The 15442-nt window shown below is 45.0% G+C and carries 13 protein-coding genes, 1 pseudogene and 1 other annotated feature; of the genes and pseudogenes, 2 read left to right on the forward strand and 12 right to left on the reverse strand.

The annotated features are described in order from the left end of the window. Positions 1-21: 21 nt before the first annotated feature. Positions 22-256 (reverse strand) — a binding site (T-box leader). Positions 257-313: 57 nt separating this feature from the next. The 5 genes from tpx to ezrA all read right to left on the reverse strand — a co-directional run bounded on the left by tpx (position 314) and on the right by ezrA (position 5985). Continuing rightward, positions 314-805, reverse strand: coding sequence for a thiol peroxidase (gene tpx, locus IGJ05_RS08100; RefSeq protein WP_081116797.1), 492 nt, complete (start codon positions 803-805; stop codon positions 314-316). A gap of 65 nt (positions 806-870) precedes the next feature. Continuing rightward, complete coding sequence (locus IGJ05_RS08105; protein WP_005225148.1) at positions 871-1524, reverse strand: redox-sensing transcriptional repressor Rex; 654 nt, start codon at positions 1522-1524, stop codon at positions 871-873. A 154-nt stretch (positions 1525-1678) separates the two neighbouring features. Continuing rightward, on the reverse strand, positions 1679-2887 hold the full coding sequence (thiI, locus tag IGJ05_RS08110) for a tRNA uracil 4-sulfurtransferase ThiI (RefSeq protein ID WP_081116798.1): 1209 nt from the start codon (positions 2885-2887) through the stop codon (positions 1679-1681). 47 nt (positions 2888-2934) lie between these two features. Further along, complete coding sequence (locus IGJ05_RS08115; protein WP_026008148.1) at positions 2935-4077, reverse strand: cysteine desulfurase family protein; 1143 nt, start codon at positions 4075-4077, stop codon at positions 2935-2937. Between the two features lie 186 nt (positions 4078-4263). Continuing rightward, positions 4264-5985, reverse strand: a complete 1722-nt coding sequence (gene ezrA, locus IGJ05_RS08120) for a septation ring formation regulator EzrA (RefSeq protein ID WP_005225145.1) — start codon at positions 5983-5985, stop codon at positions 4264-4266. 358 nt (positions 5986-6343) lie between these two features. On the opposite strand from ezrA, the gene IGJ05_RS08125 reads away from it, so the two are divergent. Then, complete coding sequence (locus IGJ05_RS08125) at positions 6344-7693, forward strand: aspartate kinase (RefSeq protein WP_081116799.1); 1350 nt, start codon at positions 6344-6346, stop codon at positions 7691-7693. A 71-nt stretch (positions 7694-7764) separates the two neighbouring features. On the opposite strand, the gene IGJ05_RS08130 is transcribed toward IGJ05_RS08125, so the two are convergent. From IGJ05_RS08130 to IGJ05_RS08140, 3 genes are all read right to left on the reverse strand, one after another. Next, a complete protein-coding gene (locus tag IGJ05_RS08130; RefSeq protein ID WP_081116806.1) occupies positions 7765-8295 on the reverse strand; it encodes an HAD family hydrolase in 531 nt (176 codons plus the stop codon). Between the two features lie 99 nt (positions 8296-8394). After that, positions 8395-9255 carry a Cof-type HAD-IIB family hydrolase gene (locus IGJ05_RS08135; protein WP_081116800.1) on the reverse strand — a complete coding sequence of 287 codons (861 nt, stop codon included), beginning with the start codon at positions 9253-9255 and terminating at the stop codon, positions 8395-8397. An 8-nt stretch (positions 9256-9263) separates the two neighbouring features. Further along, complete coding sequence (locus tag IGJ05_RS08140; RefSeq protein ID WP_016610430.1) at positions 9264-10094, reverse strand: DUF72 domain-containing protein; 831 nt, start codon at positions 10092-10094, stop codon at positions 9264-9266. Positions 10095-10182: 88 nt separating this feature from the next. Between IGJ05_RS08140 and IGJ05_RS08145 the strand changes: the two genes are divergently transcribed. Beyond that, a complete protein-coding gene (locus IGJ05_RS08145) occupies positions 10183-11151 on the forward strand; it encodes an asparaginase (RefSeq protein WP_005225140.1) in 969 nt (322 codons plus the stop codon). A 50-nt stretch (positions 11152-11201) separates the two neighbouring features. Here IGJ05_RS08145 and IGJ05_RS08150 read toward each other — a convergent pair whose 3' ends face one another. The 4 genes and pseudogenes from IGJ05_RS08150 to IGJ05_RS08165 all read right to left on the reverse strand — a co-directional run bounded on the left by IGJ05_RS08150 (position 11202) and on the right by IGJ05_RS08165 (position 15147). After that, positions 11202-11960, reverse strand: a complete 759-nt coding sequence (locus IGJ05_RS08150) for an acyl-ACP thioesterase domain-containing protein (RefSeq protein ID WP_081116801.1) — start codon at positions 11958-11960, stop codon at positions 11202-11204. Between the two features lie 33 nt (positions 11961-11993). Next, positions 11994-12806, reverse strand: a complete 813-nt coding sequence (locus IGJ05_RS08155; RefSeq protein WP_266166785.1) for a fructosamine kinase family protein — start codon at positions 12804-12806, stop codon at positions 11994-11996. 16 nt (positions 12807-12822) lie between these two features. Then, positions 12823-13601, reverse strand: a pseudogene (locus IGJ05_RS08160) (tyrosine-protein phosphatase). 157 nt (positions 13602-13758) lie between these two features. Beyond that, positions 13759-15147 carry an L-cystine transporter gene (locus IGJ05_RS08165; protein ID WP_010747447.1) on the reverse strand — a complete coding sequence of 463 codons (1389 nt, stop codon included), beginning with the start codon at positions 15145-15147 and terminating at the stop codon, positions 13759-13761. Positions 15148-15442 lie beyond the last annotated feature (295 nt).

A 15442-nucleotide genomic window follows, 5' to 3' on the forward strand; every position in this document is an offset into this window, starting at 1 on the left:
AAAAGCGCCCTTATGCCGAGGCATTAGGGCGCTGATACGCGGTACCACCTAAATTGCAGATTGCTCTGCCACTTTGACGTGAGGTAACGTTCACGACGCGCTTGATCTTACTGTGCGGCTTTGTCTGCAAGAAACAAACCGTGGTTCGGATCAAAGACCTTCAAGCTACCTTTTCAGTGTCTGGGGAAGTCTTGCACCGACCGACTTCTCTCTGACCGCCAGGGTCACTGATACTCCTCTTGAACATTGTCTTGCTATCATAGATTCTTGTTTCATCTTGCTACATTCTACAATGAACTTTTTTGAAAGTCAATCAGAGGTTTGCTTTCGCAGCATCAATGGCTGCTTGATAATCCGGTTCGTGGGAGATCTCAGGCACGATCTCAACGTGTTGGATCACGCCTTCACGGTCTAAAACGAAAATTGCTCGGGCAAAATGACCGAAGTCTGGGATCATGATTTGATAGGCCTCACCGAAGGTATTCGCCGGATCATGAAGCATGATCATGTCGACGCCTTCTTGGCCGCACCATTGCGCTTGTTCTTCTTTTGTATTGTTAGAAATCGTGACAAAATGGATGTCATCCAATTGACTTGCTTCTTGGTTGAAACGCTTGGTCTGCAATGCACAGACGCGTGTCACGATATCGGGAACCACGCTGATGATCGTTGGTTTTCCTAAAAAATCAGTCAGTGTGTATTCCTTGTCCTCTAAACTTTTCAAGCGAAAATCAGCTGCTTTATCCCCTACGTTTGGTTGGTTGCCAGGCATCTCATAAACCGTTTCTTTGCGTGTAACTTGCATAAAATCTCTCCTATAGCATTTTCTCCCAGTATAAGAAAGATTGTCAAAAAACGAAAAGGATTTGCTCAGACTTTCGATTTTTGCGAGTAGGTCGTATCAAAAAAGATCAATGTTTGTAATTCTGTCGTCAAATCAATGTATTGGATATTGACGTCTTTTGGCACGATGACGGGATCAGGGGCAAAATTTAAAATCGCTGTGATCCCAGCATCCACGATCGCATCGATCGCCATTTGCGAATAACGACTAGGAACGGTCGAAATCGCTACGGTGATCCCTTTTTCTGCTACGACTTCCGCCAATTGATCCATTCCATAGACATAACGCCCACTAATGGTCTGACCAATCATTTCTGGATCATTGTCAAAAACCGCGACCACGGAAAGATTTTCATTTCTGCGAAAATTGTTGTTGGCTAACGCTTTTCCTAAATTTCCATAACCAATCAAGGCGATTTTTTTCTCTTCATTGGTTTCTAAGATATAGCTCAATACCTCAATCAGATAAGGAACATCATAGCCATAGCCACTTCTGCCCAATTCTCCTAGATGAGAAAAATCTCGGCGGATCGTGGCTGAAGGAACTTGCGTGATTTCTGCAAACTCTTTTGATTTGATTCGCTGAATACCAGAGGCATCCAGTAATTTTAAGTGTCGTAAATAAGCTGGCAAACGTTTTGCCGTCGCTTTCGGAAGTTTTTTATCTCTTAATGCTTCCATCCTGTCCACCCTCCTTGTTAAATGATTCACATATTGAGTGTAGCATGTTCCATTTTCAATAGCAAGAAAATATTCACAAACTCTCTCACTCGATGAAAAACGACCACAAATGTTCAAAAACAGTTGTGGTCGTAGCATTAAAATCGGGGTTTTATTATAAAAATTCAGCGAATTCCGTTGCTGCTTTCTCTTGATTTGCCGTGATTGCTTCCAGTTTCAACCCAGCCATCGCACGTTCCATCATCCCTTCGATATCGAGACGTTCTTCATACTGGTGGACCTTATCCAGTCTTGGGCGCGTCTTTGGTTGAGGAGGTGCAAAGATTGTGCAGCAATCCTCAAACGGCTGAACTGATAATTCAAAGGTATCAATGGCTTCGGCAACTTCAATGATTTCCAATTTGTCCATCGTTGCCACTGGGCGCACGATCGGCGTATTGGTTACTTCATTGATGGCGACCATGCTATGCAAAGTTTGTGAAGCCACTTGTCCTAATGATTCACCATTTAAGATGATCAAGCCATGACGAGCTTCCCGAATCGCATCCGTCAAACGCAGCATCATCCGACGGGTGATGGTCATCCAATAGCCTTGTGGCACACGATTTTTGATTTCTTCTTGAATTTCTGTAAACGGAACTTCGATAAACTGGATGCTTCCCACATAAGGCGCAAGCTTCTTCGTTAAATCTTTGGCTTTTTGCAACGCTTGTTCACTCGTATAAGGAGGACTTGCGAAATGGACCGCTTCGATCTCAACGCCGCGTTTCATGGCAAAGTAGCCTGCAACTGGCGAATCGATACCGCCAGAAAGCATCAACATTCCCTTTCCACTGGTGCCCACTGGCAGCCCAGCGGCTCCTTGGATCGTTTCATAAGACAAATAAGCGCCATCGATCCGTATTTCTACACGCAAATTGATGTCTGGTTTTTTCATTTGGACTTTGATATCAGGAAAACGGTCGATCACCGCATTCCCTAAGGTCAAATTCAACTGGTTGCTATCTTGCACAAACGAATGATCACTGCGCTTGGCTGTGATTTTGAAGGTCTCAATACCCGTATAGATCTCTGCCATGACGTCTTGAACGGCTTTCTTTAATACTTCGATATCTTTTTCGACCCGAATGCTGGGGGAAAAGTTTTGAATCCCAAAGACTTTTTGCAGCTTAGGAATGATCTCTTGGCTGTTTTCACCGTTCAATAGCAAGTGCATGCGATCTCGCTCGGCATGAACTTTGACATGGGGATAATCTGCTAAGGTACGTTTGACGTTTGAAGCTAATTGCATAATAAAACTACGACGATTTTTGCCCTTTGTTGACAGTTCGCCATAACGAACCATGATTTCTGAATAATTCACGAGAAAACTCCTTTGATTTGGATTGATTTTATAGTGGTCTGTCGTGCTTAATTGATTTTCGAAAATTTTTGGTACAACTGGTGGAAGACGATCAGAAACTGCTCGACTTCTGCCATTGTATTGCTCTCATCTAAACTGATACGAACAGCCGATGTTGCTAACTGTTCTGGAACGTGCATCGCATGAAGCGTACTGCTGGCCATCTTTTTACGGGAGGAACAAGCGCTCGTCGTCGAAAGATAGATCTGCTTTTCTTCAAAGGCATGGACTAAGACTTCTCCTCGGATCCCTTTTAATGAAAAACAAAGTATATGCGGCGCAAACCCTTCTGTGCCAGAAAAAAGCGTGACTTTCTCGTACCCAGCCAGTGCTTCTTGCAAATAGCCTTTTAATAATTGAACATGGTTCGGCTTTTCAGCCTTTTGTTCTGTCGCTAAACGTAGGGCTTTTGCCATAGCAACGATTGCTGGTACATTTTCGGTACCGCTGCGCTGGTTTTGCTCTTGCCCACCGCCGGTCATCAATGGCGCCAGCTTACGGCCTTGTTTCCAATAGATAAAGCCTGCGCCACGAGGTCCATGAAATTTATGCGCAGAGAACACGGCAAAATCGACCCGCTCATTGAACCATTGTTCTTGCGGCACCTTTGTGATGGCTTGGACGGCATCCACATGGAAATGGATCGTTGGATGGTCAGCTAGCACAGCTGCGATCTCATGGATCGGTTGGATCGATCCTACCTCATTATTGACCGCCATCACCGAAACCAAAATCGTTTCTTTGCGAATCATGTTTGCTAATTCAGACACGTTGACAAAGCCTTGGGCATCGACAGGCACAACACTGACCTCAAACCCTAACTCGGCTAATTGAGCCGCTGTTTCACTGACGGCAGGGTGTTCAATACTGGAAATAATCAGGTGATTCCCATAGGCTTTTTTCGCTAAAGCAGTCCCTTTGATGACCCAGTTGTCTCCTTCAGTCCCCCCACTGGTAAATGCGATCTCTTTGGAAGAAACGTTTAACAGATCGGCGATCTGTTGACGAGATTGCTGCAGCAGGCGATTGGCTTGATTTCCTAAATCATGCAGGCTTGAGGGATTGCCGATGATTCGCTGACTGACTTGGACATATGTATTTAAAGCTTGTGGATAAATAGCGGTTGTTGCACTGTTGTCAAAATAGATCAATGATAGGACCCTTTCTCTAAAAAAATTCTTTCCCATTATAACTGCTCTTGGGCTGAGTTTCAAGGTGACTCGCTGGCTTTGGCTTTTTTTAAAGGAAACTTTTCCTTCCTTCGTAAGCGGTACTCATGCAGCGAGCCATTCTTTCCATGAAAAAAGCCAGTCAGTTTTTCACTGCTGGCTTTCGTATTATACTAAGTCGCGGTTATTGAAGTAGAAGTTTTCGATCCGTTTGAAGGCACCTGGTTCTACTCGTTCCAACGCTGTGCCGATTTCATCTAGCGCATCTTGGTAGCGATATTCTTTACTAAACAAGTAAAGTGATTTGTCGATCGCTGCCTTGATATCTGGATGAGAATGACGATAGCGGTTGGCATATTGCATCATTTGTTCAGTCAATGCCGCAGCATCCACTAAGTCTTTTGTTTGTTCATCTAAAAGATCAAGATCTTCTTCACAGACAGAAACCAATTTATTGATTTCTTGCATGTTGATGCGAATCTTGTTCAATTCTTTGCCTAATTCTTCGACACGATCCGTTGCCACGAAGAAGAATTCTAAATACTCGCCTGGCAAACCAGGTAAGCGTTGTTTCTCAACAAACCGTTTCAAGTTGCGTAGACGGAATTCGAAGCTTTCCACTTTTTCTTGTGCAACTTTTTCGCCACGACGTAATTCCGCAAGAGAATCATCGATTTCAACTTGCTGGCTTTCCACATCATCCAAAATCTTGTAGGCATCTTTGTAGAAGCTTTGCACTTCTGAATAAGGAATCTCATGTTTTTCCAATTTCGGTAAGTACTCGTTGTTGCGGCGAGCCAATTCGTCCACTTCGGTTTGGAAGCCGCGGACGCGACCCAATTCATTATGATTCAAAGTATAGCTTTGTGCCGTATGATCCAACTCGATCAACAACTGACGGTTGTTCTTCGTTGCATGGTCAATGTAGTCTTCGATGATCTGACGATTTTTCATGACATATTTCTTGGCATTGATCTCACGTTCCATCACCGTATACAAGGCATCAATATCACTTGCAGTATCACGGCTTGCCACTTCAACGGAAGCGACTTCTGTTTTCGCTAGATCGTTCATGGAGTTTTCAACCCGTTTTTTCACACGATTGATTTCTTCTTGGAAGTTTGCTTCTGGGAACACATATTTTTGTTCTAATAATTTTTTATAACCTTCTTGGATTTCTTTCAACTGATCAGGGAAGGTACGATTTAATTCTTCGTACGCCGCTGGGATCCGTTTCATTAAGTCTTCCACTTCATAGGTGTGTTTTTCCGCTTGGTCTAACACTTCCCGTGCTTCCACAGGATCGCCTGAAGTATTTAAGGTAACAAATTGGGTGAACTCAATTTCAATGTTTTTGATTTGTTTTTGCAGCTCATTGTAGGCAGGACCGAATTCTTCGCCTTGATCCCGCAGCTTCTTCTTCAAGTCTTCGTAAACGTCCAGCGCTTTTTGAACTTCCAGTGAATTTCGTTCTTCACTTTCTCGTAATTCTTTCAAGCCTGCGCGAATCTCTTCCACTTGGCGTTCCATCTCGTCCATGGTCGCTTCGGCTTGGACGATCGCCCCTTTTGCTTTAAAAAAGCGGATGCGTTCGTTCAGCTCTTCCACTTCAAAGATTTGACTTTCAAGTTCAGCAAAAGATTTTGTGGAGATATCTGTCCATTGTTGGTTCCACTCACGGAAGGTGTTTTGACTTTGACCAACCAAGTGCATTCTTTTTACTTCATCGACTTCTTCGATCACCGGCAAGTCAAACAGATTTTCTTTGCGTTTTTCCAAGTCATTCAGCTTTTCTTGGTTTTTCTTCCGCATGAAAAAGCCAATTGCATACAAGACCGCTGCGATGATGATGATGGCAATGACAATTCCAAAGATGATATTAGTTCCCATTTTGTGGTTCCTCCAATTTTCAAATATACATGTTTCGTCTAAAACCTGCTGATCAGCAGATTGATTGATAAGTTCGTTGAGTATAAAAAGGACAGATAGTCCCTTTATAAAAAAGCATCTACGCTAGATTATAGCATAAAGAAAAAAATCAAGCATTAGATTGAGGCAAAAAAGATCGACTTTTTTCGCATCGAATAAAATAAATCACGGCTTTTCCAGCGATAATGAAAACAAATCGTGAAATTTACATCAACAAGTGACTTTTTTTCTGATTTTTCCGATTTTTTTCAAGAAACCGCTTGATTTCTCCCTATTGAAACTGTACTCTAGTAAAAAGCTTGAACAGGAGTAATGTCAAATGAAAGTAGCGAAATTCGGAGGCAGTTCCCTTGCCTCAGCCGAACAAGTCGAAAAAGTTGTTGCGATAATTGAAAGTGATCCTAAAAGACGGTTTGTTGTTGTTTCAGCGCCTGGTAAGCGTTCCAGCGACGATCAGAAAGTCACCGATCTGTTACTAGCTGTCTGTACCCGTCTGTGTGCCCAAGGAGAGATCACTGATTTAATAGAAGAAATCTATGCCCGCTATACAGCGATCGCCGCCCCCTTTGGTATCGAACAAGTCCATTTAGATCGCATCTGGCAATCATTGGCGGCTTTTCAAACACTGCCTACCCAAGACAATCCGCATCTTTATGATACAGTCTTGGCAAGCGGCGAAGACAACAACGCCAAATTGATCGCAGGGATTTTACAAAGCCGTGGGTTAGCTGCTCGCTACATGAATCCGCAAGAACTTGGGCTGCTGGTGACGGATGAACCTCAAAACGCCCGTATCTTGAACAAGTCGTACGCCAAGATCGCACAATGGCGCGACAGTCCTGAAATCTTAGTGATTCCTGGCTTCTTTGGTTACACAGAAGCGGGCGAGATCTGTACCTTCTCTCGAGGAGGATCAGATATTTCTGGTGCCATCGTGGCGGCTGGTCTGCAAGTAGAATTGTACGAAAACTTTACCGATGTCGATGGGATTTTTTCTGCTCATCCAGGCTATGTTCATCATCCAGAGTCCATCAAAGAAGTGACCTACCGAGAAATGCGAGAGCTGTCTTATGCAGGCTTTACTGTGTTGCACGATGAGGCGTTGATGCCTTCATACCATGCGAAAATTCCCGTGGTGATCAAAAACACCAATAATCCAAGTCATCCCGGTACCTTGATCACCAACCAGAGAGACAATTTGGATCAGCCCGTGATCGGCGTTGCCAGTGACGAAGGCTTTTGTATGATCTATATCCGCAAATACTTGATGAACCGCGAAGTTGGGTTCACGTTACGGGTCTTAGAGATTTTCCGTGAATTTGATTTAAATTATGAACACATGCCTTCAGGAATCGATGATATCTCGATCATTATGCGCTCCAACCAGTTGAATCCAGTATTGGAAGAAGAATTGCTGCGCAAGATCGCCTACGAGATCGATCCCGATGAACTGCGAATGACCCACGATCTATCCATGGTCGTTGTCGTTGGTGAAGGAATGCGTCAACGAGTCGGGATCACTGCCGACAGTACCGCTGCCCTTGCGCGGAAAAATATCAACTTAGAGATGATCAACCAAGGGTCCTCTGAGGTCAGCATCATGTTCGGTATCCACAAAGAACAAGAAAAAGCCGCTGTCAGAACCCTTTACTACACTTTCTTTGATTAAACCAAACGTGCCAGTTGCACCACTCCTTTTGCTGATAAGCAATCGGAACGGGCAACTGGCACGTTTGGTTTTTATTCTGACGATTCTTGGGCTTGCGCTTGTTTTTGTGCCAATTGGCGGTTGATTTCTGCCTTGATTCGCGGTTCAGGAGCATACCGTTCTTCCCAATCGCTCGGCTTCATGACTTTGTGGGTCTCAGGATCATAATGGGGCTGCCCATCTGGGAAAAGTTTTCCCATGTTGGCGTCATGAACGATAGCCAAGATCGGCGCTGGATCGACCCCTAACAGTGAAAACGAGCCATAGGTAAAATACAGCAGATCACAAAGCGCATCGACTTGTTCTACTAGTGAATCACTGACAGGCTGTTGTTTGGCAGCCAGCTTGGCTTGGGCTTGATCGATCGCTTGATGCAAATGCTCCAGACCTGATTGGAAGGTCTCTTCGTCATTGTTGCTGGCAGCATAAAGGAACTCAACTAATTCTTCAATTTTAAAACCAGCACGAAACTGGGCTTTTTCCGCTGAAAAAGCTTGTGGATATGGCGGTCGCGTTGGATCAAAGGTTTTATGAAACTCTTCCGTCATTTCAAATGGACTCATTTTGCTCGCTTCTTTCTGCTTTTTCTCATGGTTCTGTTTCATGGTTCTGCGCCGTCTTCTACGTTGCTTCATAGATTGGCTACTTGCTTATTTTTTTATTCATTCTCTGCCTTGGGCATCCTCATCAATGATGCCAAAATGGATCAAGGCTTTCTTGATGCCGTCATGATCGTTGGTATCCGTCACAAAGTCAGCACTGGCTTTAGTGATGGGCTGGGCATTGCCCATCGCAACCCCGATCCCCACGCCTTCTAACATTTCCACATCATTAAAATGATCCCCAAATGCCATCGCTTCTTCCATCGCGATCCCTTCATAGGCCAAAAACTCTTTGATGCCTTTGATTTTCGAACCGTTTTTCGGCACGATGTCAACAGAATAGGCATTGGATCGCTTAAAATCACATTGCGGCAGCTTGGACCGTAATTTTTCGCGCTCTGACTCAGGGCTCAGCATAATGCACTGATAGATGGGCTCTCGTAAAATATCCAACGATTCATAGCGCTTGGCGTTGCGATTGGGACTAAAGCGCTGCAAGACTTTCTTTAAAAAACCGACGGGAAATTTTTTCGGTACATAGCGTAAGTAGCGCTGCATGACGGGTGATTGGCTTAAGCGGATCGTTAAGCTACCAGCCACTTGCGTTTCTCCGCCAAACATGACTTGGCGGTAATTTTCATCTGCGTATTCTACGATCGCTTCCAGCGTTTGTTTTGGAAAAGGTTTAGCATAAATCAAGTTTTCCTTCGTGTAGACATATTGGCCGTTATAGGTGATAAACATGTCTAACGACAAGTAATCGATCACCTTCTCTAAATCAACCGGACCACGTCCGGTGGCAATGCCGCAGAGGACGCCATTGGCTTGGGCTTGTTTGATGGCTTCACGGGTACTGGCAAGCGCCTTGCCGTTGCTGGCAATCAGCGTGCCATCAATATCAAAAAAGATTGCTTTTATCATATGACTCCTCAAAATAATTTCAACTGATTAGGATTTAATGCTTCGTAATCGATCTGCAGCGCATCGATCAATGCGCGAGCATTGTCAGCGGCATCACGACCGGCATTATTATTGAAGACCACTGCGACTTCTTTGGCATTGGCTTCGATGGCTTGGACTGCGTGTTTTAACTCCGTTAGTTCGGCTTGGTCATAACGATACAAGGTCCGCAGATTTTTGGCATCTGGTCCTGTCGCTGTCCAGCCGCTGTCGTTGCGTCCATGAAAACGGCACAAGACAAACGCGGGATTGGTCACGGTTGGATCAAGGGGAATGGTGGTCGATAGCTTTTTCGGCTGATCAACAACTACTAAGGAAAACTGCTTTCGCTTCATATAATCGATCATGCCCGGATACAGTTTCGGCTGATACCAGCTGCTGTCTCTCAGCTCGATCGCCACTGGGTAGCCCGCAAACCATTCTCGCACTTGGTCTAAATAGGCGACATTTTCTTTCGTACATTTAAAGCTGTTGGGAAACTGTGCCAATAGGCAAAAGAGTTTGCCTGCTTCTACCATTGGTGCGATCGCTTCTTTATAAAGCTGCAGCGCTTCGGTCATGGTCAACTGATCTGGCAAATCTCCTTGGGTGGTCACACTTTGATGGACTTTCAGCACAAAGCGGAAATTTTCGGGAATCTGGGTCAACCAGTTGCGCACGTCTTTTTCTTTTGGCAAAAAATGATAGGTGGTATCCAGCTCAACTAACGGAAAATAACGGGCATACTCAAATAATTTCGAGTTTTTTCTTTGCACGAGACTGCCATGTTCACTAAATGTGGTACAACCAATTCGAATCATTTTTTCCCATCGCTCCTTGTTTTCTTATTTTAATAGTATACAATAGTTTTGAGTTAAGAGTAAATAAATCATTGCAGGTGATGAAAAAATGAAACGAATTCTCGTGTTGCACACTGGCGGCACCATCGCCATGAAAGAAGATACCCTGACAGGCGGCGTCAGCCCTGATGTCAGCAATCCGCTGATGGATGCACCGATCCACATTGACGACGATGTTGAATTGATCGTCGAAGACATTTTTAATATTCCCAGTCCTCATATGACCCCAAAAGAAATGCTGCAGCTGAAAGAACGTATCCAGCTGGCGCATTTAAGCGGTGTCGATGGGGTCGTGATCACTCACGGAACCGATACGCTGGAAGAAACAGCCTTCTTTTTAGATACCACGATCGGCGGTCAGTTACCGATCGTGGTGACTGGCGCCATGCGCTCAAGTAATGAAATCGGCAGTGACGGGCTTTATAACTTTGAAAGTGCGATTCGGGTGGCGAAATCACCTGATGCCTTAGGAAAAGGCGTCTTAGTCGTGATGAACGATGAAATCCATTCCGCACGTTATGTTACGAAGACCCACACCACCAATATTGCGACATTCCGCACCCCGACATTAGGTCCGATCGGCTTAGTCACAAAGCACCGTATCTTGTTCATGCAAGAGCTGTTAAATAACCGTCATTTGGATGTTGATCGTGTCGATGGTCTGTTTCCGATCGTCAAAGCCTATGCGGGAATGACTGGGGAATTGTTCGATGCTTTAGCCGACTCGCTGATCGATGGACTAGTGATCGAAGCTTTAGGCGCTGGCAATCTGCCGCCGCAGACCATAGAGCCTTTGAAAAAACTGATTGCTAGAAACATTCCAGTCGTCTTAGTTTCTCGCTGCTTCAACGGAGTTGCCGAGCCGGTCTATGACTACTTAGGCGGCGGGATCGAATTGCAAGCTCTTGGGGTGATTTTCTGCAATAGCATCAATAGCCAAAAAGCCCGCATCAAATTGCTGATAGCGAAAAACCGTGGGTTGACCATGGATGAACTGCCTGATTTCATGGAGAATTAACCAAACAAAAACCCTTTTGCCGTTCCGCTAATGGAGGCAAAAGGGTTGTTTTATTTTTCTCGCCAAGTAAAGATGGCTTCGCAGTAAGTATCCTCACCGATCTTGATCTCGTGGATCGTTTGCAGCGGCACAGCCTCGCCGGCTTCATCGACTGTCTTCTCATTGATTTGAAAATGGCTTTCGATCAAATGGCCGTAAGCCACTTCCCGATCAAAACGGATCGTCACTTGTGTCACTTCATGTTTTGTTAAAAACTCATAGCCTAAGACGTCCATCAGCCAATTGAAATACATGGCATTGTTGACATGCTGATTGCTATCAATATCGTAGAAACGCACCCGATACGGCAAAAATTGTCCTTGCGTGATAGGGGTGATCTTCGGATAGCGTTTGATTCGCTTGATTTTTTCACTGCCAAAAGGCGCCACGATCTCATCTGATACACTGCTGACTTTGCGCGTCTCAGGGTCCATCAACGCAAAAACCGCCTCGATTTTGACCAGTTCCGTTCCATCTTCTGCCAATAACCAAAAGTAACGGTAGCAGAAAAATTTATTGTATTCTCTCGCCTGGGTCGCCACTTGGATCTGCTCCCCTACGCGCGGCAAACGAGTCACCGTTATGTGATAGCTGGTGATGATCCAGGTCAAGCCATAACTAGTGATGACTTCTGGTCCGCGGTTTAACGCCGCACTTTGTTCTTCTGATGTCTTGATGGCGATGCCTAGCATGGCCGGAAACGTCATCGTTTGGTTGACATCACATTCATAATACGCCACTTCATGCGTGGTTTGATACTTTGCTGCCATAGTTCTAATTGCCTCCTAAAAACGACTCAATATTTAATCGACAGTTGGTCCATAGCTTTCGCCAAATTGATTCAAATGGACCAATAAATAATACAATTGATACACTGGCAGTCGCTCTTGCCAATCCTCATCTAATGGATAGACTTCTTGATAGCCTTCCAAAAATTCCTGACGAAAACCACCGAAGAGCTGGGACATCGCAATATCCATTTCTCGATCCCCATAAGTGACTGCTGGATCAAGAAACACTGGTTCTCCTTGTTGATCAAACAGCACATTCCCCCGCCAAAAATCACCGTGTAATAAAGCAGGTGTGACGCTGCGATCACGCCAATTCTCATGCAAAAATTCTTTCAAACGCAGATAAGCGGCTTCCCGTTTGGCATGCCAGCGATTACCCAGCTTCGCTAATTCGACTTGCACATCCAAACGGCAGACTGTATAAAAATCAAGCCAATCGGTGGTTTTCGGATTGACTTGCGGCAAAAAGCCGATGTAATTGTCTTCGTAAAACCCAAAAGACTCCTGCGTCTGCTGATGAAGCCGAGCTAAGCTTTGACCTAAGCGTCGCTGCTGTCCTTCCCCACCATCGATCCATTCCATCAATAAAAATGCCCTCTCTTCAGTCTGACCGAGATGTTCGATTTTTGGCACCCGCACGAAAGGGGCTAATTCAGCTAAGCCGTTGATCTCTGCTTGAAAGAACACCGATGAAACATGAGGATGGGTCTTTAAAAAATAGCGATTTTCTGCTGTAGTGAAACGATACGTTTGATTGACATCCCCACCACTGATGGGCGTCAGCGAGCCGGTCATCCCGATTGCTGCGAACAATGCTTCCTCCATACGGATCTCCCTTTCTTTACTCAGTCAGTTGGGCATTCAAATACGCTTGCTCTTCTTTCGTCAGCCCTGGTCCCTGCAGGAGATACTGATCGACCGAACCGAAGTGCTGATCGATCGCAGCCAAGCTTTCATCAAGAAAACTCTCTTTGGCACTCATCAAAACCGTAATCGCCGTTAACAGCTCTTGCGGCAAATGCTGGGTCATTGGGGCAAATTTTTCTTTTAGCATTGGGGCTAAATAGCGATTGGTCGCTAAATAATCTTCTTTGATCGTCGCTGGTGCCACAGCCAACACATGCAGCAATAAAAAGGCGCCAAAGCCTGTGCGATCTTTGCCGGCGGTACAGTGGAACAAGGTTGCTCCTTCGCCTTCCGCATTGTCGATCACATGATCAAAGAACTGCCGATATTGTTGGCGGGCATAGTCGCTTTCAACAAAGTGACGGTAGACTTTTTTCATCTGCTCTTCGGCATCTTCCCCATCTTCAAGCGCTGCTTCAAGCTTTCTGGCGACAAGGAAACCATCGTTTCGTCTTCTTTGAAAATAGGTAAAAAAAGCTGCTTTGCTGTGGCGATCGGTCGATCAGGTTGTGCATTGGCTTCAGCGATGGAGCGAAAATCAATGACCTGATTGACCCCATAGTTTGCCAGTACTGCTTGATCTGAAGCAGTCAATTCATTGATCGCCGCACTGCGGATCAATTTTTTTCGTTTGATCGTCGTGCCGTTTGTCGTTTGATAGCCGCCAAGTTCTCTGACGTTTGCTGCTCGTTCTAGTTGAATCAATTGTGTCATTGCTTATCCCTCCCGCGATGTTCTAGTTAAAAGTATAGCAGAAACTTCGCTATTAAGGGCACTGAAACCTAGATTTTTCTATGAGCTGAGCTTTAACGGACAAAAAAAGAAAGACCACACGCAGTCTTTCTTTGCTTTCGCTTGTTACAAAACGTTTCTATTCGGCTTCGATCACGGCGGCGGAATCATCTAAGATCGAACGATCCAGTTCGTTGATACGACTACTGGTCACCATTCCTGCAACCATACTGTCGCTGACATTAACGAGTGTCCGTGCCATATCGATCAATGGTTCAACAGAAATAACTAAGCCTACGATGGCGATCGGCAAGTTCATTGAGCCTAAGACGATCAATGAAGCAAAGGTTGCGCCACCGCCGACACCAGCAACACCGAATGAGCTGATCGTAACTACTGCAACTAGCAGCAGGATAAACTGCCAATCAAAGACATTGATCCCAACCGTTGGTGCAACGATCGTTGCCAACATCGCTGGATATACACCCGCACAGCCGTTTTGACCAATCGATAACCCAAAGCTGCCTGCAAAGTTAGCCGTGGCTTCATCAACACCTAACGCTTTGGTTTGGGTTTCGATGTTCAATGGCAAGGCTCCCGCACTTGAACGAGAAGTAAAGGCAAAGCTCAAGACTGGAAAAGCCTTTTTGAAATACGTTACTGGATTGACCCGAACAGCGATCAGCAATAATGAATGAACAAGTAAGACCAAAATCAAAGCCGCATAAGAGGCGATGATAAATTTGCCTAAGTTCAAGATGGCTTCAAAATCACTTGAAGCTAATACGTTTGTCATCAATGCCAAAACGCCATAAGGTGTTAGGCGCAAAACTAACGTGACGATACGCATCACGATTTTATATAAGCTGTCCATCAAATTCGCAAAAGTTTCCGCTTCTTTCGGTGATTTACGTTTGACACCAAGAAAGGCGATCCCCACAAAGGCTGAGAAAATCACGACCCCGATCGTACTTGTCGAACGAGTACCCGCAAAGTCGGCGAAGACATTGCTTGGGATGAAGGAAACGATTTGTTGTGGGATCGATAGGTCTTGGACTTGTGTCGAACGTTCCGCTAATTCTGCGATCCGCGCTGTTTCCGTTGCCCCTTCGGTAAAGCTGGCACCGTCAAGACCAAAGACCATGACCATCACGATCCCGATCAAGGCAGCGATCGCCGTTGTCCCTAGCAAAGTCGCAAGAACCGTAAAACTGATCTTCTTGATTTTTTCGCTTTCTTTCATCTTGGTGAAAGCACCAACGATCGAAACGAAGATCAAGGGCATGATCAGCATTTGCAAGAGAGCTACATAGCCGCTACCGACCATCGTGATCCAGTCAAGAGCTTGCGTGACAACGTCAGAGCCTGTCCCAAAAATCAGCTGCAGCACGCCACCAAAAACGATCCCGACGAACAACGCCGCAAAGACCCGCGTAGAAAACTTCACGTGACGCTTTTGCAATAAGTAGAACCCATAAATAAGGGCAGCAAAAAGTAGAACAACAATAATAGTTAACAGATTTGTCATTTGAATCCTCCTTTTGTTCAATAAACATGACAAAGTCTGTCAGAGGAAGTAAAGGTTCCCAGTGACCATTCTTCAACAGTTCACTCTAATGAGACGTGTGGCATCATTAGTGACTATTCCATTTTAAAGAAGTTTGCTTCATCTTACAATAAATAAGTTCCCACTTTTCTGGGATGGTACCGCTTTTTTGTCAGAAAATAAAAAAAGAACCGATGCCGCAACCCCACACTGTTAGGATTTCTACTTTCCTAACGGTTGGATTGCGGCAACTGGTTCGTTATTTTTCATTTCGTCT

It is taken from the genome of Enterococcus sp. AZ167, assembly GCF_051714025.1.
Lineage (GTDB): Bacteria > Bacillota > Bacilli > Lactobacillales > Enterococcaceae > Enterococcus_D > Enterococcus_D casseliflavus.

Excerpts from the sequence above, each read along its gene's own strand:
- tpx (WP_081116797.1), bottom strand. The coding sequence starts at position 805 with ATGCAAGTTACACGCAAAGAAACGGTTTATGAGATGCCTGGCAACCAA.
- IGJ05_RS08105 (WP_005225148.1), bottom strand. The coding sequence starts at position 1,524 with ATGGAAGCATTAAGAGATAAAAAACTTCCGAAAGCGACGGCAAAACGT.
- ezrA (WP_005225145.1), bottom strand. The coding sequence starts at position 5,985 with ATGGGAACTAATATCATCTTTGGAATTGTCATTGCCATCATCATCATC.
- IGJ05_RS08125 (WP_081116799.1), top strand. The coding sequence starts at position 6,344 with ATGAAAGTAGCGAAATTCGGAGGCAGTTCCCTTGCCTCAGCCGAACAA.
- IGJ05_RS08130 (WP_081116806.1), bottom strand. The coding sequence starts at position 8,295 with ATGAGTCCATTTGAAATGACGGAAGAGTTTCATAAAACCTTTGATCCA.
- IGJ05_RS08135 (WP_081116800.1), bottom strand. The coding sequence starts at position 9,255 with ATGATAAAAGCAATCTTTTTTGATATTGATGGCACGCTGATTGCCAGC.
- IGJ05_RS08140 (WP_016610430.1), bottom strand. The coding sequence starts at position 10,094 with ATGATTCGAATTGGTTGTACCACATTTAGTGAACATGGCAGTCTCGTG.
- IGJ05_RS08145 (WP_005225140.1), top strand. The coding sequence starts at position 10,183 with ATGAAACGAATTCTCGTGTTGCACACTGGCGGCACCATCGCCATGAAA.
- IGJ05_RS08150 (WP_081116801.1), bottom strand. The coding sequence starts at position 11,960 with ATGGCAGCAAAGTATCAAACCACGCATGAAGTGGCGTATTATGAATGT.
- IGJ05_RS08155 (WP_266166785.1), bottom strand. The coding sequence starts at position 12,806 with ATGGAGGAAGCATTGTTCGCAGCAATCGGGATGACCGGCTCGCTGACG.
- IGJ05_RS08165 (WP_010747447.1), bottom strand. The coding sequence starts at position 15,147 with ATGACAAATCTGTTAACTATTATTGTTGTTCTACTTTTTGCTGCCCTT.